Source organism: Peribacillus sp. NPDC101481, from assembly GCF_044767165.1.
Lineage (GTDB): Bacteria > Bacillota > Bacilli > Bacillales > DSM-1321 > Peribacillus.
Genome location: NZ_JBIWNJ010000001.1, coordinates 25,882 through 47,288, shown reverse-complemented (window position 1 = coordinate 47,288; position 21,407 = coordinate 25,882). Strand labels below are relative to the sequence as shown.

At 38.7% G+C, this 21,407-nt stretch carries 21 protein-coding genes; 18 read left to right on the top strand and 3 right to left on the bottom strand.

The genetic code is table 11. From position 1 onward, the window contains the following. Nucleotides 1-104 precede the first annotated feature (104 nt). From ACIROD_RS00205 to ACIROD_RS00175, 7 genes are all read left to right on the top strand, one after another. Complete coding sequence (locus ACIROD_RS00205; RefSeq protein WP_402937045.1) at nucleotides 105-2,048, top strand: transporter substrate-binding domain-containing protein; 1,944 nt, start codon at nucleotides 105-107, stop codon at nucleotides 2,046-2,048. Nucleotides 2,049-2,072: 24 nt separating this feature from the next. Next, nucleotides 2,073-3,449: a sigma-54-dependent transcriptional regulator gene (locus tag ACIROD_RS00200; protein WP_260357690.1), complete on the top strand. Its 1,377-nt coding sequence runs from the start codon at nucleotides 2,073-2,075 to the stop codon at nucleotides 3,447-3,449. Nucleotides 3,450-3,611: 162 nt separating this feature from the next. After that, nucleotides 3,612-4,619, top strand: a complete 1,008-nt coding sequence (locus ACIROD_RS00195; RefSeq protein ID WP_260357689.1) for a TAXI family TRAP transporter solute-binding subunit — start codon at nucleotides 3,612-3,614, stop codon at nucleotides 4,617-4,619. A gap of 19 nt (nucleotides 4,620-4,638) precedes the next feature. Next, nucleotides 4,639-5,739, top strand: coding sequence for an ABC transporter substrate-binding protein (locus tag ACIROD_RS00190; RefSeq protein ID WP_101222183.1), 1,101 nt, complete (start codon nucleotides 4,639-4,641; stop codon nucleotides 5,737-5,739). An 18-nt stretch (nucleotides 5,740-5,757) separates the two neighbouring features. After that, the gene (locus tag ACIROD_RS00185; protein WP_402937042.1) at nucleotides 5,758-6,918 is read left to right on the top strand and encodes an ABC transporter ATP-binding protein; all 1,161 of its coding nucleotides are present in this window, start codon (nucleotides 5,758-5,760) and stop codon (nucleotides 6,916-6,918) included. After that, nucleotides 6,882-7,826, top strand: a complete 945-nt coding sequence (locus tag ACIROD_RS00180; protein ID WP_260357687.1) for an ABC transporter permease — start codon at nucleotides 6,882-6,884, stop codon at nucleotides 7,824-7,826. Before ACIROD_RS00185 ends, ACIROD_RS00180 begins: the two co-directional genes overlap by 37 nt. Beyond that, nucleotides 7,826-8,632 carry an ABC transporter permease gene (locus tag ACIROD_RS00175; protein WP_094246734.1) on the top strand — a complete coding sequence of 269 codons (807 nt, stop codon included), beginning with the start codon at nucleotides 7,826-7,828 and terminating at the stop codon, nucleotides 8,630-8,632. Before ACIROD_RS00180 ends, ACIROD_RS00175 begins: the two co-directional genes overlap by 1 nt. A 64-nt stretch (nucleotides 8,633-8,696) precedes the next feature. Here the strand turns inward: ACIROD_RS00175 and ACIROD_RS00170 are convergent, their stop codons facing one another. Further along, a complete protein-coding gene (locus ACIROD_RS00170) occupies nucleotides 8,697-9,338 on the bottom strand; it encodes a hypothetical protein (RefSeq protein WP_101222180.1) in 642 nt (213 codons plus the stop codon). Between the two features lie 110 nt (nucleotides 9,339-9,448). Here ACIROD_RS00170 and ACIROD_RS00165 point away from each other — a divergent pair, with 110 nt between their 5' ends. Further along, nucleotides 9,449-10,855, top strand: coding sequence for an FAD-binding oxidoreductase (locus ACIROD_RS00165; RefSeq protein WP_402937039.1), 1,407 nt, complete (start codon nucleotides 9,449-9,451; stop codon nucleotides 10,853-10,855). Further along, nucleotides 10,852-12,183: a (Fe-S)-binding protein gene (locus ACIROD_RS00160; RefSeq protein ID WP_402937037.1), complete on the top strand. Its 1,332-nt coding sequence runs from the start codon at nucleotides 10,852-10,854 to the stop codon at nucleotides 12,181-12,183. Before ACIROD_RS00165 ends, ACIROD_RS00160 begins: the two co-directional genes overlap by 4 nt. A gap of 302 nt (nucleotides 12,184-12,485) precedes the next feature. Here the strand turns inward: ACIROD_RS00160 and ACIROD_RS00155 are convergent, their stop codons facing one another. Continuing rightward, entirely contained in the window at nucleotides 12,486-13,115 is a 630-nt protein-coding gene (locus ACIROD_RS00155) for a homoserine/threonine efflux transporter (protein ID WP_101222177.1), read from the bottom strand. 140 nt (nucleotides 13,116-13,255) lie between these two features. Here ACIROD_RS00155 and ACIROD_RS00150 point away from each other — a divergent pair, with 140 nt between their 5' ends. From ACIROD_RS00150 to speD, 9 genes are all read left to right on the top strand, one after another. Continuing rightward, nucleotides 13,256-14,083, top strand: a complete 828-nt coding sequence (locus ACIROD_RS00150) for a TrmB family transcriptional regulator (protein WP_101222176.1) — start codon at nucleotides 13,256-13,258, stop codon at nucleotides 14,081-14,083. 304 nt (nucleotides 14,084-14,387) lie between these two features. After that, nucleotides 14,388-14,843 (top strand): HEAT repeat domain-containing protein, encoded by a 456-nt coding sequence (locus ACIROD_RS00145; RefSeq protein WP_101222175.1) that lies wholly within the window; start codon nucleotides 14,388-14,390, stop codon nucleotides 14,841-14,843. Nucleotides 14,844-15,015: 172 nt separating this feature from the next. Then, on the top strand, nucleotides 15,016-15,834 hold the full coding sequence (locus tag ACIROD_RS00140) for a class I SAM-dependent methyltransferase (protein ID WP_260357684.1): 819 nt from the start codon (nucleotides 15,016-15,018) through the stop codon (nucleotides 15,832-15,834). Between the two features lie 692 nt (nucleotides 15,835-16,526). Next, a complete protein-coding gene (locus tag ACIROD_RS00135; RefSeq protein ID WP_260357683.1) occupies nucleotides 16,527-17,222 on the top strand; it encodes a GntR family transcriptional regulator in 696 nt (231 codons plus the stop codon). Continuing rightward, nucleotides 17,215-18,132, top strand: coding sequence for a DMT family transporter (locus ACIROD_RS00130; RefSeq protein ID WP_402937033.1), 918 nt, complete (start codon nucleotides 17,215-17,217; stop codon nucleotides 18,130-18,132). Before ACIROD_RS00135 ends, ACIROD_RS00130 begins: the two co-directional genes overlap by 8 nt. A gap of 103 nt (nucleotides 18,133-18,235) precedes the next feature. After that, complete coding sequence (locus tag ACIROD_RS26185) at nucleotides 18,236-18,523, top strand: family 4 glycosyl hydrolase (RefSeq protein ID WP_483878375.1); 288 nt, start codon at nucleotides 18,236-18,238, stop codon at nucleotides 18,521-18,523. Beyond that, nucleotides 18,487-18,780, top strand: coding sequence for a family 4 glycosyl hydrolase (locus ACIROD_RS26180; protein ID WP_483878374.1), 294 nt, complete (start codon nucleotides 18,487-18,489; stop codon nucleotides 18,778-18,780). Before ACIROD_RS26185 ends, ACIROD_RS26180 begins: the two co-directional genes overlap by 37 nt. Before the next feature lie 279 nt (nucleotides 18,781-19,059). Next, the gene (locus tag ACIROD_RS00120) at nucleotides 19,060-19,986 is read left to right on the top strand and encodes a spermine/spermidine synthase domain-containing protein (RefSeq protein ID WP_402937031.1); all 927 of its coding nucleotides are present in this window, start codon (nucleotides 19,060-19,062) and stop codon (nucleotides 19,984-19,986) included. Nucleotides 19,987-20,253: 267 nt separating this feature from the next. Beyond that, nucleotides 20,254-20,643, top strand: coding sequence for an adenosylmethionine decarboxylase (gene speD, locus ACIROD_RS00115; protein ID WP_157830986.1), 390 nt, complete (start codon nucleotides 20,254-20,256; stop codon nucleotides 20,641-20,643). Between the two features lie 386 nt (nucleotides 20,644-21,029). Here speD and ACIROD_RS00110 read toward each other — a convergent pair whose 3' ends face one another. Continuing rightward, entirely contained in the window at nucleotides 21,030-21,401 is a 372-nt protein-coding gene (locus ACIROD_RS00110; RefSeq protein ID WP_260357680.1) for a cyclic-phosphate processing receiver domain-containing protein, read from the bottom strand. Between the last annotated feature and the right edge of the window lie 6 nt (nucleotides 21,402-21,407).

The following is a 21,407-nucleotide window of genomic DNA, read 5'->3' as shown; positions in this document are numbered from 1 at the left end:
TCATGGTGTTTTAGTTTTAGCCGAGAAACAATGACTGCAAGGATGTTGACACAGAAGGAGGGCTCTTAATTAAAAAGCAGCTGTTTAAACTAAGTATATTTTGCATGATAGTCTATGTTCAAACGCTTTGGTCTCTCGCTGTTTTTGCTGAACAAAAGACTTTTATAATTGCTGGAGAAAGTGCTCTTCCTCCATTTTCATTTGAAAATGAAGCTGGTGAGCTGACAGGCATCAATATTGATTTAATGGAGGAAATAGCAAAATATAATGGCGTAGATTTCAAATATATTCCGATGAGGATGGAAGAAGCCGAAAAAGCCTTGAGTAACGGAACAATTGATGCCATTGTTGGAAGTACCTATAATACCGAAAAAGATAACCGACTTGATTTCACTCAATCATATTTTACAATGTCCCAATCAATAATCATTCCTAGTAAAAGGAAACAGGAAATTCATACGTTAACGGATCTACGTGATTCACATGTTGTCCTTGACCATAACACTCCAGTAATCAGTACTTTTCTCAATATGAGGAATACAAATTTAACGACCGTTTCGAATCAATACTCGGGTATTTTAACATTATTGAACAACCGTGCAGATGTATTCATCGGAAACAAATGGACTGCTGATTTCTATTTGAAAAAATTCCGCCAAGAAAAGAATTACATCATTCTTGATGAAGTCATTGAACCGGCGGATTATACGATTGCAGTAAAAAAAGGGAATCAATCGCTTCTTTTCATGATGGATAATACACTGACAGAACTTAAAGCAAACCGGAATATCAATGGGATAATTGATAAATGGGTCATGCCACAATCCAATCAAAAAATTGCTAGGCTGGAGCAATTCATATTCTGGTTGATTATCAGCTTAACTGCAGTAGCCCTTATCCTTCTATTCATTTACATATGGAATCAAAAGCTAAAAAAATCCGTTCATAACCAGACGTTAAAATTACATTTATTAAATAAGGATTTAGAGAAACAAAGGCAAAACATCGCTAACGCTGAAGCATTCAAAGATCAAATCTTAAACAATATCAATAATGGAATCATCACATTCGATCTCGATTTCGTGATTACCAGCTGCAATGCAAAGGCATCGGACATTCTCAACATTTCCAAGGAAATGATTCTGAATCTTATGAATCATTCACAATTAATGAAGAATTTCGAAGCTTTACATCAAGAACAAAGGGAGAATAATCGCACGGGTTCTTTTCGGACCTTGGTACTTAATGAGGAAAATGAACAGAAGATGATTTCATATTCGATGCATAAGATGTTCAATTCTGAAGATATACAAACCGGATATTTGCTTTCCATGAGTGATGAGACGGAAAAGAAAACATTGGAGAAAAAATTGGTCACACAAGAAAAGCTGCACGCTCTTGGTCAACTCGTTGCAGGCGTCGCACATGAAATAAGGAATCCTTTGACATCGATAAAAACATTCATTGATTTACTTCCGAGTAAATATGATAATCCTCAATTCCGACAAGTTCTAATGGAACACTTGCCTACAGAAGTTAATCGTTTGAATGCGATTGTTACCGATTTAATTGAATATGCACGTCCGAAACCTCCAAATATTACCAATTGTCACGCTCATGAACTTATATCATTACTTGCTTTTCATAAGGTGACAATGGAAAAAAACCAAATAAATTTCGAGCAGACGATTGAGGAGGACCTTATTTTTTATATAGATTTACAACAAATTCAACAAGTACTTCTTAACTTGGTGTTGAATTCGATTCATGCCGTTGAAGAAACAAAAGAAAAGACCATTAATATCACCATTGATAAAGAGAACGAAAAGACAGGGCGGATTACCATATCCGATACAGGAAAAGGGATGAAACAGGAGGAACTGTACCATATTTTCGAACCTTTTTTCACAAATAAAGAAAAGGGAGTCGGTTTGGGACTTACGTTATCGTATAGGCTAATTAAAGAGAATAACGGAGATATCCATGTGAAGAGTTATCCTAATTCAGGAACGAAATTCACCATTTTACTACCTTTATATATCGAATAGAAGCCTGGAAAGAGGAGGAGTAATATGAAAATGCATGTATTGGTGATTGACGATGAACCTGCTATTTGCACCGCTCTTAGCTTTGCATTGGAAGATTCCTATCAAGTCGTAACAACTACTGACCCCGATGAGGGTCTTCGAAAGATCGAGAATCAGCACTTTGATATTGTGTTACTTGATTTGAGAATAGGGAATAAAAGTGGACTTGATGTCCTACAGAAAACCAAACAAATAGCACCTAACGTGACAGTCATCATGATGACTGCCTATTCATCCATTGAAACTTCCATCGAGGCTATAAAAAAAGGAGCCTACTACTATATTGAAAAGCCAATTAATATAGAAGAGCTTTCTTTGCTCTTGATGAGGGCAGCCGAATTCAAACAGATTTCCAATCAATTGGAGACATTGCATGAAGAATTAGAGATTCAAAAGAGATTTGGTAACTTCCTTGGTAACAGCAAGGCGATGCAACGTATTTTCTCAATGATAGAAAGAGTGAAAGATATTGATTCCAGTGTTCTTATCACGGGTGAGAGTGGTACTGGTAAGGAGCTTGTAGCCCGAAACATCCATACGCTGGGAAGAAGGAAAAACAATCCCATGCAGATTGTCAATTGTGCAGCAATTCCTGAGATGCTGCTGGAATCTGAATTATTCGGTTACGAGAAGGGAGCATTTTCCGGTGCAACTCAGAGGAAGGAAGGGAAATTCGTTGCTGCTAATGGAGGCATCCTTTTTCTGGATGAGATTAGTGAAATGCCCCTTCCTCTTCAAGCTAAATTATTAAGGGTATTGCAGGAACGGGAAGTGACGCCACTGGGATCCAATACAAAAATCTCATTGGATGTCCGGATTATAAGTGCAGCCAATAAAAACCTGGAGCAAATGGTGATGGAGGGGGAATTTAGGGAGGATTTGTATTTCAGGCTAAATGTCATTCCCATCTCGATGCCGCCTTTAAGAGATAGAAAAGAAGATTTACCGATCCTTATGGATTATTTTTTAAAAAAGCACGCTAAGGATATGAAACGTGAAGAAAAGACATTCTCGGCAACCGCACGTCGAATTTTACTGGATTATCATTACCCTGGGAATGTCCGTGAGCTTGGTAACATTATAGAATATGCTGTGGCCCTATCAAACTCGAAAAGAATGGAAGAAACCGATTTGCCGCAATATGTACAAGAACAGAAGTTCATTCTCCAGCCGGATGGCAATGACGACGATTTTAACAGTTTTAGGATTCCCATTGGCATTTCCATGAAAGAGATAGAAGAAAAGGTCATAACGGCGACTCTTCAATATTGTAAAAACCATCGACAAAAAACAGCTCAAATCTTAAAAATTTCTGAAAGAAGCCTTCGTGATAAAATCAAGCTCATTTCAAAAGGAGAATAACAGGATTATCGTGTTAACCGGCATTTTTTTCTGTGTAACCGGAAAAAATTGCCGGTTTATACTTGAGTAACACCCAAAAAATCGGCAGGATTTGCGTATTAAAGCAGAAAATCGACTTGGCATGATATTTGCATCTAAATTCATTAAGAAAGGAGGGCCAAGATGAAGAATGGAGCACTCTTTATAAAAGTCGCTTTGTTATTTTGTTTCATGACAGGATGTTCTTTTATGAATGAGCAGCAGGAAATTTCTAAACCTGCTTCTACCTTGATTCAGAGTCAACTAACTTCTGAAGGACAGGATTTAAATAATAGGATGCTAATCATTGGGACTGGAGATATGACTGGTGTTTATTTTTCATTAGGACAAAGATTATCAAATATGTATGAAAAATATAATGGAGCTGTGTCAGGAACCCAGGTAACCGATGCTTCCATCGAAAATACTGAATTGGTTAGCCGCCATCGGGCAGAAATTGGTTTTACCACAGTGGATGTACTGGATTTGCCAGAGACGGATAAATCCAAGTTAAGAGCTTTAACGGCCCTATATTCCAATTATGTTCAAATTGTTACTGCTAAACAAAATGATATGGATTCCTTAGAAGATTTAGTTGGTAAACGCATTAGTGTGGGAACGGCAGGAAGCGGTACAAGACTTATTGCAGAGCGGGTATTGTTAGAATCTGATTTACCGACTGATCAATTGAATTTATCTTATCTTTCTTTTTCACAATCCGCAGAAGCATTACGAAATGGTACCATTGATGCAGCTTTCTTTTCTTCGGGAATTCCGAATAATGAAATCGCTTTCATATCCAAACAAATGGAGCTATCTTTCATTCCAATACCAGGAGACATCATTGAACGTCTTCAGAAACAATATGGAGTTTATACTCATGATGAAATTCCTAGAGATACATACAGGGGAATGAAGAAAAATGTCCAAACTATTTCAATTAAAAACGTCTTGGTAACCTACAAGGAAATGTCTGACCCTCATGCATACAATCTTGTGAAAACATTATATGAACATCTGCCTGAACTGCAGCATACACATCCGGCTGCTTCTGATATTTCAATAGAGGAAGCAACCAAACAAGTTCCACTCGATTTTCATCCTGGAGCCATGAATTATTTTACCGAACAAGGAATTATTGAAAATCAATGAAAAACGGGAGGTAATGACAATGAAAAAACTGATGAGTCTATTATCGATAATAGTATTGATCGCTCTTGCGGGTTGTGGTAACCCCACTCCTCAAAAACCGGGGGAATCCGTACAAACAAGTGCAGGGGAAAAAGGAGAGAAGAAAATTACGATAGCCGGTAATGGCGGTGTCATTGAAAGTGCCATCCGAGATGTGATTGCACCAAAGTTCAAAGAAGAAACGGGAATCACTGTTAATTATATTTCCGGTTTATCAGGTGAAATCCTATCCAAAGTGGAATTACAGAAAAACGCTCCGCAAATAGATGTTGCCCTTTTTGTACCGGTTGATGTAATTCGCGCTCAGGAGAAGGAACTGATCGTACCAATTGATGAGTCCAATGTTCCCAATATGAAATCGGTGGACCCGCGTTTCATTCCGGTTGAAAAGGCGGCCGCGCCAGCATTCGGTTTAGTCATTGCACCAGCTTATAATACGGAAACCTTCAAAAAGAAAGGGTTAAAATCAATTGAATCCTGGAATGATCTTGTCTCTCCTGAGTACGAGGGTAAAACGGCATTTTCAGATATTACGAATGATTGGGGCTTCAATACCCTTAATGGTCTGGCGATATCAAACGGCGGCAGTACGGAAGATATGGAGCCAGGTCTAGAAAAGGCTAAAGATCTTGCAGCGTATTCCAATACATTTTATAAAAACTCAACGCAAATGATGCCAGCAATCCAACAAGGAGCTGCTGACGTAACGGTCATGGGAAGTTATTCCATAGGTGAACTAGCCGTTTCAGGCATTCCGATTAAGATGGCCGTGCCTAAAGAAGGCGTGCCGCTTCAAGCCTTCAGCGCAGGTCTAGTGAAAAATACGCCTAATAGCAAAGAAGCCCTTGAATTCATCAACTATGTAATCAGTGAAGAAGCTCAAGCATTAATTTCCGAAAAAGGATTTTATCCGACGGTAGAAGGCATGAAAATCCCAGAGAAATATGAAGAGTCAATCGGTCTTGAAGCAAGTGATAAAACATTCAAACCTGATTTCGCCAAATTTGCCGAAATCCGTGCCGAGGTGTCAGACAGATGGGCGAAAGAGGTTACTCCTGAATTAGGGAAAAAACTCAAATAAAAGGAGCGTGTTGATCACATGGAAGTATTAAAAAAAGATGTGGAAATTAATAGGCAGCACCTGGAGGCAGTTCAGGGGTTCGGTTCAAATAAAAATGATGTAGAGATAAAAGGCGCGTTTAAACAATTTGGAGCGAATGTTGTCCTAAATGGCATTGACCTGGAGGTGAAACAAGGAGAGTTACTCACTCTTCTTGGGCCTTCCGGTTGCGGAAAGTCAACAACCTTGAACCTCATTGCAGGGTTCCTCGATGCAGATCGGGGCGAGGTTCATATTAAGGGCAATAATGTTACGAAGGTTCCGCCTTATAAGCGAGATTTAGGAATGGTTTTTCAAACTTATTCGCTTTTTCCTCATATGACTGTCTATGAAAATCTTAGTTTTGGCTTGAAGCTGCGCAAGGTCGGTAAAGCTGAACAAAAAAAGAAAATAAGTAAAGCGCTTGAATTAGTGAAAATGTCAGGATTGGAAAATCGTTATCCACGGGAATTATCTGGAGGGCAGCGTCAGCGTGTTGCGATATCCAGGGCACTTGTAGTGGAACCGGAGCTCCTTTTGCTTGACGAACCGCTTTCAAACCTTGATGCAAAGCTGCGCCATGAACTCAGGGCCGAGATAAAGCGTTTACAAAAGGAAATTGGCGTAACGACCATTTTTGTGACTCATGATCAAGAAGAAGCTCTTTCCATGTCTGATCGGGTCGTGGTCATGAATGCAGGGAAAATTGAACAAATCAGTACACCGACTGAGATTTACAATCATCCTAAGACAGAATTCGTCTTTCAATTCATCGGGAAATCGAATTGTTTTGAAGGGAATGTGTCTGCTGTGGATAAGCGGAAAGTTTCAGTCAAGATAGGGCCTGATATCACTCATGTTGATGCAAATAACATCATGGGAAATGATAGTGATTTGAAAACCGGGGATGAGGTGAAGCTTTATATTAGACCAGAAAAACTGCAAATTGTTTCTCTTGATGAAAAATCTACATCTCCTTTGGATTTCCATCGTGCTAAGATCAGCCAAATTAATTATCTTGGTACCTCATGGGAAATCAATGTTCTATTACAGGGGAAAAGTATTCAAGTATTAGCTTCCGCTTTCGATTCATCATGGCAAAATGGAAGTGAGGTGTTGATTGGATGGAGCCCATCAGAAGTTATGCTAGTCAAGAAATAGAAAAGGATACGAATCCTATTGAGCCGCAAAAGAAACCTAAAATCAAGAAAAGGAAAGTATGGGTGCCAGGATTACTCCTTTTAACGCCTATTCTACTTTTCATATTCGGTTTCTTTGTCATCCCGATGTTATACATTTTATATTTAAGCTTCATATCCACAGATAATCTGGGAGGAGCGGAGGCAGTTTATAGCCTGAAAAACTATACACAATTATTTTCCGATAGCTATTACTTATCTTCTTTATGGCTGACAGTGAAGATCAGTTTATATTCGGTCTTGGTTGCTTTATTTCTTGGATATCCGGTAGCCTTGACGATGGCCAAAAGTTCAGCGCGGGTCAGAGGGTATATCACTCTCTTGATCGTGTCACCGCTCTTGGTAAGTATTGTTGTCCGTAATTTTGGCTGGTACCTCCTGCTATTGCCTAACGGAACGATTAATCAAACCTTGATGGCCCTTGGCATAATAGATGCACCATTGAAACTATTGTTTTCGGAAATCGGAGTTGTGATCGGGCTTTCCAATGCATATCTTCCTTTCATGATCTTATCCATCGTTGCGAGTCTTTATAATATCGATCCTTCTCTCGATAAGGCAGGAGCCATACTTGGGGCAAGCCCATTCAGAAGGTTCTTTTCGATTACATTGCCGCTAAGTATCCCTGGTATCGTATCTGGCTGCATTCTCGTATTCAGTTTGTCAATGAGTGCTTATGTAACCCCTGCACTGATGGGGGGAGCCAATGTGCCAGTGATGCCTGTTGTCATCTATGATCAAATAAATAACCTGCTGCATTGGACTTTCGGATCTGCACTTTCTTATATTCTATTAGCAACCACTGTCATATCAGTAGCGGTCTTTACCAGAGCGTTTGAAAAAGGGAAATTCAAGGAGGTATTCCGATGATGAAAACGTTTGGCGGCCTGCGGATTGCTGTTGCCGTGTTGGCCATTATCTATATCTTGATACCGCTCATTGTCGTTATTCCCGCTTCTTTTACAAGTGCCAATTATCCAAGTTTTCCGGCTGAAGGCTTCTCACTTCAATGGTATGCCAAGATCTTGGAGCGTCCTGAATTTTTGGAAGCATTTTTGAACAGTGCGAAGTTCGCAGCATTAGCTGCCCTTTTCTCCGTCATATTCGGCACTTTGGGTGCCCTTGGCATCGCAAAGTATGATATACCTGGAAAATCGTATATTACGGCCCTATTAACTTCACCATTAAGTGTGCCGCAATTAGTCTTAGGGATTGCACTTTTAATGTACTTTACACCAATGATGCTTGCCGGTACGTCTACGGGATTTTTAATTGCCCATATCGTCATTTGCATACCTTATGTTATGCGGCTCGTCTTAACCGGTTTAAGTGGATTTGATTACAATCTCGAACGGGCTGCTGCCATTCTAGGAGCGAATCCATTAACAGTATTCATGAAAGTGACTCTGCCGCTAATTGGATCCGCGGCCATCTCAGGGGGATTATTCGCATTTTTGACATCATTTGATAATGTAACGGTCTCTCTCTTTATGGTATCACCGGAAATGAGAACGCTGCCGATCGAGATTTTCTCGCAAATGCAGGATGCCTACAATCCAATCGTTGCATCCGTGTCAAGCGTGGTTATTTTCATATCAGTCCTTCTAATCGTAATTCTTGAAAAAATTCAAGGTGTCGGGAAAGTTTTTGGCGGTTCCCATCATACAAACGGTTAAAAACGATATATAAGATGTGACAAACGATCATGCTTGCTAAGCTCTGATTTTTTTCGAAGAAAACTCAACTGTACGTTCCATTCAAATGATCGAAACACCTTTTGGCAGCCAATAGAGGGGCCGTTAGGACAGGAACAGAAGGATTAACCTGCTTTGCAATATGTTCCATACTATATTGTGAAAGCAAAATCACTTCTGTCTTTCCATCCAATTGTTCCACCATCTTTTTAACCCGATCGTCATGTTCCTTTCTTTTTCCTTGTGATAATAAATGGATGATCCCTGGATCGACCAATGACTCGATCATACAGTCCGGATTCTTATTTAATAAGTAATTTTGAAGGGCAATCGGTGTTTCTTTTACGGTTGAAACCAGGCCGATGCTAGTGTAGCGAAGTGCTTCATCAAGCATGGCTTCATCTGAACGAAATAACTTTACAGGATATAGAGGTTGTAAAATTGCAGTGATGTCATTAAAGGCGGAGCAAGTAAGTTGGATGCATGAAACGTCAGACCCATAGGCTATATTCACTAATGAAGAAAAGCGGCGGGTGATTTCCGGAGTTAACTTGCCGCTCTTTTCCATCAAGGGGAGAAGACCCGTGTCCATGAAATGAAGGAGTTCAATGTTCGGAGCAACTGTCCGAAAGGCCACTTCAATTGGTTTTAGTGCAGTTGTGGTTGCGTGAATCAATGCAATTTTCAAAAAAATAACCTCCTTTTTTCATCATTATATCTAGCAGGATCATAAAATCCCATTATATTACATATAAATAGTTCTTTTCCAACTTAGTATTAAGAAAGGAAGTGAAAAGCATGGAGAAAGAAGCCTTGGACGATCTTAGTCAGGTAATACCAGGTGACAGAATGTTCCTTGATTTGGCAGTAAGGTATTGTTATAGCTATGACGCTTCTTTTGGGGAATATTTACCTGAAATCGTTATACAGCCAAAAAATGCGGAGGAAATCAGTAAAGTGGTTAAATTGGCTAATACTCACAAAATACCTGTTTACCCTAGAGGATCTGGAACTTCGCTAAGTGGCGGCCCTTTACCTGTTAAAGGGGGGATGGTTCTTGATATGACCCTTTTACGGGATAAATTGATCATTGATCGGGAAAATATGCTTGCCATTGTCTCTCCAGGTGTAATTACGGCAAATATTCATAAAAAGGCTGAAGAAGCCGGCTTGTTCTACCCGCCGGATCCAAGCAGCTCCAATGTAGCCACTATAGGCGGGAATCTATTAGAAAACTCCAGCGGGCCAAAGGGATTGAAATACGGAACGACAAAAGAATATGTGATAGGCCTGGAGGTGGTAACCCCGACGGGAGAAATCATTCGTACTGGCGGAAAGACCGTAAAAAATGTAACAGGGTATGATTTGACCCGATTGATCGTGGGATCGGAAGGTACTTTGGGCATCGTTACTGAGGCAATCATCCGCTTAATACCAAAACCTCAATCTAAACAAACATTTGTCGCCCATTTCAATCATTTGATAGACTCTGGCCATGCCATTACCAGCATTTTATCGTCAGGAATTCTACCATCTGCACTGGAATTGATGGATAATGCTTGCATCCGTGCAGTTGAAAGCTATCGGCCTTCCGGTTTGCCTCTTCAGGCAGAAGCCATTTTGATCATAGAAATAGATGGTCACCCATTGGCGATTGAGGAAGAAATCAATAAATGCGCCAATATATGCAGGGCGGAAGGTGCTTCCTATGTCAAGATAGCGGAGACAGAGGAGGAACGACAAACGATTTGGAGTGCGCGTAAATTGGTCTCCCCGGCCATTACACAAATGGGTCCTACAAAAATTTCTGAAGACGCGACCGTTCCACGCAGTCAAATACCGGCGATGATGGAGAGATTAAACAAGATCCGGGAGAAATACGGGTTGAACTTGGTTGTATTCGGCCATGCAGGGGATGGCAATTTACATCCTAACATCATTACTGATAAACGAAATATTACGGAAATGAAAAAAGTGGAGCTTGCAGTCAGTGAAATTTTTGAAGCAGCAATCGAACTAGGCGGAACCCTTTCCGGGGAACATGGCATCGGTACTTTAAAGTCACCATATATGGAAATGGAATTAGGAATAACAGGGGTGAATATGATGAAAAAAATAAAAGAAGCATGGGATCCCAATAATATCCTGAATCCAGGTAAGATTTTTCCTGATAAAGGCCAGACAAGGGTCGTGTTGGTTACATGAATCTACCTGTCAAAGCGAACGAGACAAATGCAGCGCTCCAAAATTTATATTCTAATGCCTATGATTGGACAAACCAATGCGTTAAATGCGGTTACTGTTTACCAGCATGTCCTACATATGAATCAATGGGTGTTGAATCCGCCTCTCCACGCGGTCGAATCAATCTAGTGAAAATGGCAGCCGAAGGAAAAATAGATTTCCAAAAAGATTTAGCTGAACCGATCGACCTATGCTTGGGCTGTCGTGCTTGTGAAACAGCATGTCCTGTCGGAGTGCCATACGGACATATACTGGAAGCGGCAAAAGAAGCCATTGAAAACTCCCCATCAGCAAACCAAAAAAATAATATGACCAAGATCAAAAAAATGGCATTGGTTCATCTTTTTCCATATCCAAAACGAATGAATAGGATTGGAAGTGCAGTACATCTCTATCAAAAAACAGGCTTATCCAAGCTTATCCGTTCAACAAATGTACTGCAAAAGGTTTCCCCTGCCCTTGCACATTTAGAACAAGCACTTCCAGCCATCGAGCCGTCCTCCAAACGAATCCGGACAGGTATGATAATGCCAGCAAAAGGGGAAACGAAATTAAAGGTGGCTTTTTTTAATGGGTGTATCATGGATTCCATGATGTCACGAATAAACCGCCTTACCATTGAGTTGCTCACCTTAGTGGGTTGTGAGGTCATTCTCCCTGAAAATCAGAATTGCTGCGGAGCCCTGCATTCCCATCAAGGTGAAATAAAACAAGCGAAAGCGTTGGCAAAGAGGAATATCCAGGCCTTCATGAAAACAGATGCGGATGTCATTGTAAATAACGCAGGAGGCTGCGGCGCCTCGCTTCTTGAATATGGACATCTATTGTCAGATGATCACGAATGGGCTGGGGCGGCAAGGGCTTTTTCGGAAAAATCAAAAGATATCAGTCAAGTTCTTCATCAATTGGGGCCGCTTCCCTTTACTGAAGAATGGCAAGGCATCGTATCTTATCAAGATTCATGTCATTTACGCAATGTTCAAAAGGTCCAAAAGGAACCTCGTTTATTATTGCAATCCATACCAAGGGTTTCCTATGTGGAAATGGAAGGGTTTGACCGCTGCTGTGCATCAGGAGGTATTTACAATCTTCTCCACTTTGATGAATCCATGAAAATTCTTGATGAGAAAATGAAGAACTTAAAAGAAACCAAAGCAACAACCGTAGTGACGGTTAATCCTGGATGCCAAATGCAAATGAGCATTGGCATCCAGAGGGAGGGAGCGGCGAACCAAATGAAAAGTATGCACCTTGTTGAAATACTTGCCAAGGCTTGTGGCTTGGATTGACAGGATGCTTAAACTTCATAGTAGGGATTACCCGTCAGTATTTTCTTCTCTTATGAGAAAATACTGACGTTTTTATGTTAGGAACTTGATCATTCTCCATTGATGATGTAAGGCGAAAAATATCTTTGCAGATCAATATTGCAGCGCCATATATACGGATGGAGGATTTTAAGGAAGCTTTTTCTTTAAAACTATCGGTGCAGGTTAGTTTACAGTATGTTAGCTGTACGTTACATACTTATAAAAAAACCGTTCAATTTTCTGAACGGATGGAATCAAAGAAGATGTGTTGGTAAATGAAATTAAATTCCTGTTTTTATACCAAAACCAATTAATATTAAGCCTGTTGATTTTTGGAATGCTTTTTGGAATTTGGAGTTGTTCATCCATTTTTTTGCATAATCAATTAGATAAACAAGAAATAGAAACCACAATACAGCGAGTAAGGTTAATATGAAAGCTAATATAATCAATTGCTGGTTTACATTTCCATTCAAATTGATAAATTGCGGCATGATTGTAATATAAACTAAAACGGTCTTTGGATTAAGAATATTATTAAGTAAAGCTTGCATAAAGGAATCTTTATTATGTCGATTTGAATGCTTTGCAGGTGTATTTGCTTGTGCTTGAATTTCCTTTAAAGAAAAGACGCTTTTAGCAAAAAAACTTTTTATTCCTAAATAAATTAAATAGGCAGCTCCCAAATATTTGATTGCACTGAAAAGAATCACAGACTTTGCAATCACAACAGATAGTCCAAGAATTGCAATAAGCGTCCAAAAAGAAAGTCCCGTTGCCATTCCGAGAACCGTATACCGTCCCGCTTTGGTACCATGGCTAAGCGTGTTTTTCACTAAGAGCATAGTATCTGCTCCTGGTATAATAACCATCATTGCAACAATTGATATGTATGTAAGTAAGCTATCCATACTATTTCTCCCTTACTTCTTATTAGTTGCTACTTAAGTAACTACTTATGTAAGTATATTAGATGAAAATGGAAAGCGTCAACAGATTTTGTTAAAATATTAGTTACAAAGGTAGCGACTAAGGTTGTTTTGGAGGGATTATGAAAGAAAACATTTTAGAAACATTAAAAAATCTAAATTTTACCGAATATGAAGCGAAAGCATATCTTACCTTATTGGAAGAATCGCCATTAACAGGCTATGCAGTCGCAAAAAACTCCGGTGTACCACGTTCAAGAATATATGAAATTCTGGACAGTCTTGCAATAAGAGGAGATATTCTGGTTAGTCCTGGAAACACACCTCAATATACGCCTGTACCTGCAAAGGAGCTAATAAAAAACCGTCGGATAAAAGCAGAAGAGAATTTTGAACGGGCAGAAAAATCATTAGCGGAGTTTGAACGTTCTGCAAATGACCGTGAAAATATATGGAATATCATGGGACGCAATGAAATACTCGATAAGGTAAAAGCTTGTATATTATCTGCTAAAAAAAGAATACTTTTAGAGATATGGGAAGATGAATTCGAAGAATTAGAGTATGAACTGAGACAGGCAGCAAATAAAGGAGTCAATGTAACAATTATTGCCTATGGGGAAATCGTCTGTGATTTTGCTAATGTTTACCTCCATTATATGGGCTATGCAATTACAGAAGAGTATGGCGGACGATGGCTTGTTATCAGTGGAGATGACTCAGAAGTAGTAGCAGGCATTGTTTCGCTTGGCAAAGATAGCCGTGCAGCATGGACCATGCATGTAGGATTAGTGATGCCCATTACAGAAGTTATGATCCATGATTTGTATCTGATGGAAATCATGGAGAAGCATAGAGAACTATTAGAAGAAAGTTTTGGTGAAAACCTCGCCGATTTACGTAAAAAGTTTTCTATCCATCCAGATTATAAAAAACATTACGTGGACTAGATTTGTGCTTTTAATATCTGCATACTTCATAGTCAACTATAGGGGCATGAATCCAGGTAGGATTTATGCCTTTTACTGTTGAAGCTACTTATTGAGCTATAGGTGCAGGTAAGTTTGTAGAAGCAAAGCATCACACCCCCGGCACCCGACTGATTGAGGTTACAACAGATGAATAACAAATTTAACTATATTAAAATATAGAAAAGGGTATAATAAGGAATGTAATAAACCATTCCTGGTAATGGGATTATTGTAGTATCGGATTAACATTTTTGATATCCGGATTACTAAGACAGAAGGAGAAATGATTCATTTGAACAACAAAGAAACAAAGGGTATCGAGTTACCTGCCAACTATGAGGAATTAAAAAAATCTGCCAATCGCAAATCTAATTGGAGAGAACGTTTAGATGCGATCGAAGAATTAGGTCAGTCAAAAAATAAACAAGTAATCGACATTCTCACAAATATCATGAGTAATGATTCTGTATATAAAGTTCAAGAGGCCGCCTACCGTCAATTGAAAAGTTTAGGTGAAAATGTTCAATTGCCAGCAAGGAAAAAAGGCGAGTTGGTTAAAGGTTTGACCAAAATCTTAGTCAGGATCAAGAAGAGTTTACCAGAAAATCACACATATACTGAATTCAAAGAGAAACTCCAGAAGATGAGAATGGATATATATGATACATATGAGGGTGAAAAAGGAGCTGACTTTGATAAATGGCTTGAAAATACGTGGTCAGCTTTATCGAAAAGATAAAAGTATAAACAAATAAGCAATTATTGAAAAAGGAAGCAAAGTTTTTGCTCCTTTTTCTTATGTGTAAAACAAAGTTTTAGCTATAGTATGCTAATATATTTAAAAGAGGAAGTATTTGGCTGTTTGCTTTAATTTGAAAACCGATAAATCATACGAATTCAGGGGAGAAAAGATGACAGATTATATTGAACTTTGGAAACAGGCGATGGCGGATCATACAGGAAACATACCTAACAGGCTAAAGGATGATGCTGCAGAAGAAGCTTTTTGGGCTTCCAAGGTTGCAGCGAAAAAACAACATAAAGCGGACCCTTATGCAAAACTTGTGCAGCAAGAGTTATTGGCATTATTAAAACAGGATGATCATGTATTGGAAATCGGATCTGGATGGGGTAATTATACATTTGAAATTGCAAAAGAAGTCAGGACGCTAACTTGTATAGATAGTTCCAAAAGCATTATTAATTTTTTGGAATCCCAGGCGAACGAAAAAGGTTTCGAAAACATGGAGTTGATTCATGATAAGTGGGAAAGTGAGACCAAAAAGGTCAAATATGATGTTGTATTTGGTTTTAACTGTTATTACCGTATGACAGAAATCGGTCAAACCTTATTAAAAATGAATGATTCTGCAGCTCGATTAGTGATAGTAGGTATGACAACCGGACCAGAAAAACCTCATTATATGGAATTGAAGCAACGAGGATATACGATCAATTTAAGAAAACGGGATTACATACACATCTTGAATGTTTTGTATCAACTTGGAATACTGGCGGACTGTAAGATCGTTAAATTGAAAAGTAAAAAAATCTATTCCACCTTTGAAGAAGTGATCCGAGATAATACAACAAAAATTCTTGATGATCATTTTTCTTATGATGAAGTAAAAACGGTCCTAAATAAATATGTGGTGGAAAAAGAGGGAGTTTTCGAATACGAATATCCGTTTCATGCAGCTTTGATGTATTGGAATCCAAGGTTAAATTAACAATTTGAGTACCTTTTTCACTGAGTTCTTTACCTCCTTTTGTGAGGTACTTCAGGAAAAAGGTATTTTTTCTGTTATATATTCGCAAAATAATATTAACAAGGCTACAAAAATTGATGATAAAACGGAGTGTGAATGATAAATGAAAGAAATATCCGAAAAGAGATTTTGTGAAACTTGTAAAAAAGAGACAGTTCATACAGTAACTGAAGATGCATTGGAAATAGAATATTCATGTAATGAGTGCGGTCAACACCAAGACATTTTCAAGACATTTTTTTAGAAACACCGAATTTCACATGACATGGTCAGTAAGTTGAAGAAGTATCCATTTCATTTGCGATAACTATCTAATCTTTGTGAGTTCCAGGAGCATTAAACTAAAATGCCGTAAGTCTCAGTCTAGTGTTCTAAGAATTTAAAAATACATATTATGGATATACAGAAAAATAGAACTATTTTTCAGTGAATCGTTGTAAATCTTAAAGCTCGAGGGCTCATGGTAGAAGGATTACTTTCATCATTCCAAAAGAAATGTTTTTACTATGGAAGGATTCCCTTTTATCATGTGAAAATGTGCTTGATGTTTTAAGAAAGGATCAAAGATTCAAATTTCTTATAATTTCTTTCTACGGCACGCAATATGTGATATATTGCATATTATATATCTGTATTTTAAGGAGGTATAGCCGTTGAAGCATACAAATTCATCTCAAAAAATAAAACGTACTTCTGTACGTGAAGAAGCATACATGATCTTGCGGGATTGGATTGTGCAGGGAATCCTAACGCCAGGCCAGCAATTACGCGATAAAGAATTAGCCGAGCAGCTGGGAGTAAGCAGAACCCCAATAAGAGAAGCACTATTAAGGCTTGAGGATGAGGGATTTGTCGAGACCAAGCCGAGCCGTTCAACTATTGTTTCCCCTATTAGATTCGATGGGGTATTAGACATATACTCCATTGTTTGGACACTGGAAAAGCTGGCTATGGAACAGGCTTTTGATTTCATTGAAGAAAAACACTTAATAGAAATGGAAGCCATCAATCATGAAGTGAAAAAAGCAATCGACGAAGGAAATCAAATAGTCGCCGTTCAGAAAGATAATGACTTTCATTCCATTTACATCAATCTTTCTACAAATGATGAATTGAAGCGGATTCTATCGGGACTTAAACAAAAACTTATACGAATGGAACTTTTTTATTTCAATCAGGTAAGTGATGTTCACCTTTCCGTTGATGAGCATGATCAGATTATACAGGCATTAAGGAATGGAAATCTCACTATGGTGCTTAAGGTGATAGAAAAGAATTGGAAAGAAAGTTATTTAAGAATTCAAGCCCATACGGAACGTGTAAAAAGCGGGGTAGAAAAAAATGAGTAATGATACTTTAGTTGCTATATCACCTTCAAGAAACAAAGGGATTGCACTAGTACTGACTGGCGCTGCGTTATGGGGAGTATCAGGGACGGCAGCTCAATATCTGTTTCAGCAGCAAGGTTTCAGTCCTGAGTGGCTCACTGTTGTACGCTTGTTGCTATCTGGAATCATCTTATTGGGTGTCGCTTATAAGAATGAAAGGCTGAAAGTTTTTGAGATTTGGAAAACCAAAAAAGAGGCGCTTCATATTATCCTTTTTGCTATTCTGGGAATGCTCGCTGTTCAATACACATATTTTGCAGCGATTGAACATGGCAACGCAGCCACTGCCACTGTCCTTCAATATTTGGCACCGGCCCTGATCACTTGTTATTTAGCCATTCGCTCCAAACGTTTTCCAAGCATTACAGTGAGTGTAGCTGTGATCATAGCGATTTTAGGCACCTTTTTGCTTGTGACGGGAGGAAGCATACGTACATTATCCATTTCCGGGTGGGCAGTATTTTGGGGAGTAACATCAGCCTTTGCATTGGCATTCTATACATTGCAGCCTTATAAACTCCTTTCTAGATGGGGAGCGATGATTGTTGTGGGATGGGGCATGTTGATTGGAGGCATATGCTTTAGCATCATCCATCCCCCATGGGCATTTGAAGGCAATTGGACGTTACCTTCATTTTCAGCGGTTTTATTCATCATCATTTTTGGTACGATCATTGCTTTTTATTTTTATTTGGAAAGTACCAAATTCATCTCGGCTGCTGAGGTAAGTTTATTTGCTTCGGTTGAACCATTATCCGCAACCTTAATATCCGTTTTCTGGCTGAATGTAACCTTCGGCTTTGCCGAGTGGCTTGGCACGCTTTGCATTATTAGCACCATTACGATTTTATCCATCGTAAAAAACAAGTAATGTCAGATCTGATTAAACTAAGCGAAAAAAATTAATAATCCACCGTGTGAGTGGATGAAGCACGAACATATATTTCTAAAAAAAGCAATTACACTTCATGTGAATTGCTTTTTTTGTATTTTACGAGTATTACGCAACATTTGGCTATTCAAAGGCCGTTATCGAAGAAAAGGAATCTTCAGCAATAAATGGGACGCAGACTGAGGTCATTCAACAACTGAAAATGGACCTATTTGAATTGTATAGAGATCCTGAACTTAATGTTAAACCGGCTCAACTAGAAAAGCGCGGTGGAGCGTATTACAGCGAAGCGGCCTGCAGTCTCATCAATTCGATTTACAATGATAAGCGGGTATTCAGCCAGTCAATATACGCAATTACGGGGCGATAGCGAGTATTCCAGATGAATCAGCCAATGAATCTGGTCACCAAAGAAGGGCCAAGACAAATCAGCATTGGCGATCTGCCAGTAGCAGTCCAAGATTGGTCCAGCAAATTAATTCTTTTGAAAGGATCGCTGCTGAAGCTGTCACAGGAGATTATCATAAAGCTTTAGTGGCGATGACCATAAATCCTATAGTACCATCAGACACCATTGCCAAAAAATACTGGATGAAATGCTCGAAGCGCATAAAGGAGACCTGCTGAAATTTTAATGAAGTGAAATCATGACTTAAATCAACACTTATGGCTTTTGGACCAAAATAGATCACTCCCTGTTAGATTCTGAACCGGTAGTGATCTATTTTATTAAGGATTCCTTCTATCTGCACTACTGATATCCCAAGTGAGTCATTATATTAAGATTCATGAACAGTAACTTTCTCCCAATAAAATTAATGGGACAATTGTGCAAACGTTCTAGCAAGGGCCTTCATATACTAGCCTTAACGGAGACATTACATCAAAGATAAAGAGGAGATTAAAATGAATAATAAGAATGGGATGCAAGACGAAAGCCGAACGTTTAACGGCGGAGATATCTGGGACCAAATTGGTCTCAGGGAAATTAAGGCACTCAAGCATAAAGTCCTTCATGAAAGGATTAGCAAATATCAGGATATCAATGTAGTGGAAGCTAAAGATATAAGAATGTATCTCAATGAACAACTGCAGTTCTCATCATTGGATGAACGCATCTATCATGAGGCACTCGTTCATCCTGCGATGGCTCTGTCTAAAAAACGGAAACGCGTCTTAATTTTAGGGGGAGGAGATGGACTAGCCCTTCGAGAAGTCCTCAAGTACAGTGATGTCAAACGTGTTGATCTTGTTGATATCGATTCGGAAATCATTAAAGTGGCAAAGAGTGTTCGCAAGATTGTAAAGCTTAACGAGGGATCATTCCTTGATAAACGTGTAAAAGTTCATATCCAGGACGCCCAGAAATACGTTTCGTCAAATACTCGCAAATATAATGTGATCATTGTGGATTTCCCGGACCCAGCAAATGAAATCTTAGCCAAATTATACACAAAAGAGCTTTTTAGCCATCTATACAGTTTCCTTGCAGATGAAGGCGTACTCGTCTGTCAATCCAATTCACCGGATGATGCCCCGCTCGTTTATTGGAGTATAGGACAGACAATCGGGAGTGTTGGGTTCGATGTCATGAGTTACCACACAATCGTTCCATCTTTTGGTGACTGGGGCTTTCATATAGCTGCAAAGGAATTCAGGACGAAACGCATGGATAAACTATCAATTAATGTCCCCTATGGAACTCTTCCAAAAGATTTATCTTCTTTGTTTCAATTTAAGAATTATCACCTTTATGGGCGTATCAATGCCGAAGTAAATACACTTGATCAACTCACACTTCATCGCTTTTATCAGCAGGAAATGGATTATTGAAATCTATTTTAGGGATTCGCCAACTTTTATTTATTATGTTGGCGATATTTTTGTATAATTTTAAAGATATCTCCAAATGTTATACATACTCCCGTAAGTAAATAAATGACTTAATTATTTGTGATTTTGCGGATTTTTAAAAAGGTTGTCCAATCGCAATCACTCATACATGCATAAACTGTAATTATTAAATAGTAATGGAGTGTGCCACACTTATGGATTTAAGTGATTTGGGCCCATTGATTGATAGAGAAGGGGGAACAAACATTGGAAACTAAAGGATTCCATGTCATTATTGATGCGTTTAACTGTAAATCTAGTATTCTTGATGACGCAAAGGAACTAGAAAAACAATTGAATCATACAGCAGAGCGATTGGAAATGATTGTCTTGAATCGCAGCTTTCATAAATTTGAACCATATGGTGTTACAGGAACGCTAATACTATCCACCTCACATATGTCCATTCATACATGGCCAGAGAAGAATTATGCTGCCATTGATATTTATACTTGCGGAAAAAAGAATCCATTTCATGAGATACAAAATATTCTACAATATTTAGGTGCTGAATACGCAGTCGTATATAATGTTTCCAGAGGAGCGGAGTATATGGCAGAGCAGTCTGTCCGCATAATCCGAAATGAAAAAAACTAGTCACAAACTGTGAAAAACCTCACCAGCTCAAAAGTAATATTAGTGTTGGAACGGATTATAACGAATCCCTTGTTGTGATTATTTCAAGCGAGGGGAGAGGGTGAATGTTTTTCCCTTTCCCAAATACATAAAAATGTTTGCGGCGATAGGCGTAAACTGCAGGAAACTTGTTGTATGCATGTACTAGTAATCTATCTACTAGAGTGAACTCCATCATGATAAATAGCAACAACTTATAAAATAAAGTTGCTGCCATTAAAGGTCTTATTTTATTAGGGAGGACTTGGCATTCCTTCTAAGATATTGTTATTTGGAAAGCTTACCTACCCCTACTGACAGATTTAATAAAATCAATATGAAACATTGAGATTGAGTTTTAGAAGAGTTTATCGTATATCTATATAATGCTGCAGTACCTTTGACGGGAAGAATTTGAGGGGCAATGGTCGTAAGGATACAATAATGGCAGGGGGCATAGTTAAATTCAGTTGTGCTTGCTTTAAACAGTTGTACATTGCTTTACCGCCAACTGAATTGGCAGAGTGAATAGTAATGCGATTGGCAAATAGTTTTTCTTTGACCATCTTTTGAACAAGCATAAAACCATTCCTGGTTTTATTTAATAAGTCATGGTCCAAAGAGAGATGTTCAATTTCAAAGTTTTGCAATAGCTCTATACATTCGTCAATAGTCTCGACTAACACATAGCCATCGGGTGCTTTCCGATAGTCATCCAGAAAAACGCTGATTTTCTCCATTTAATG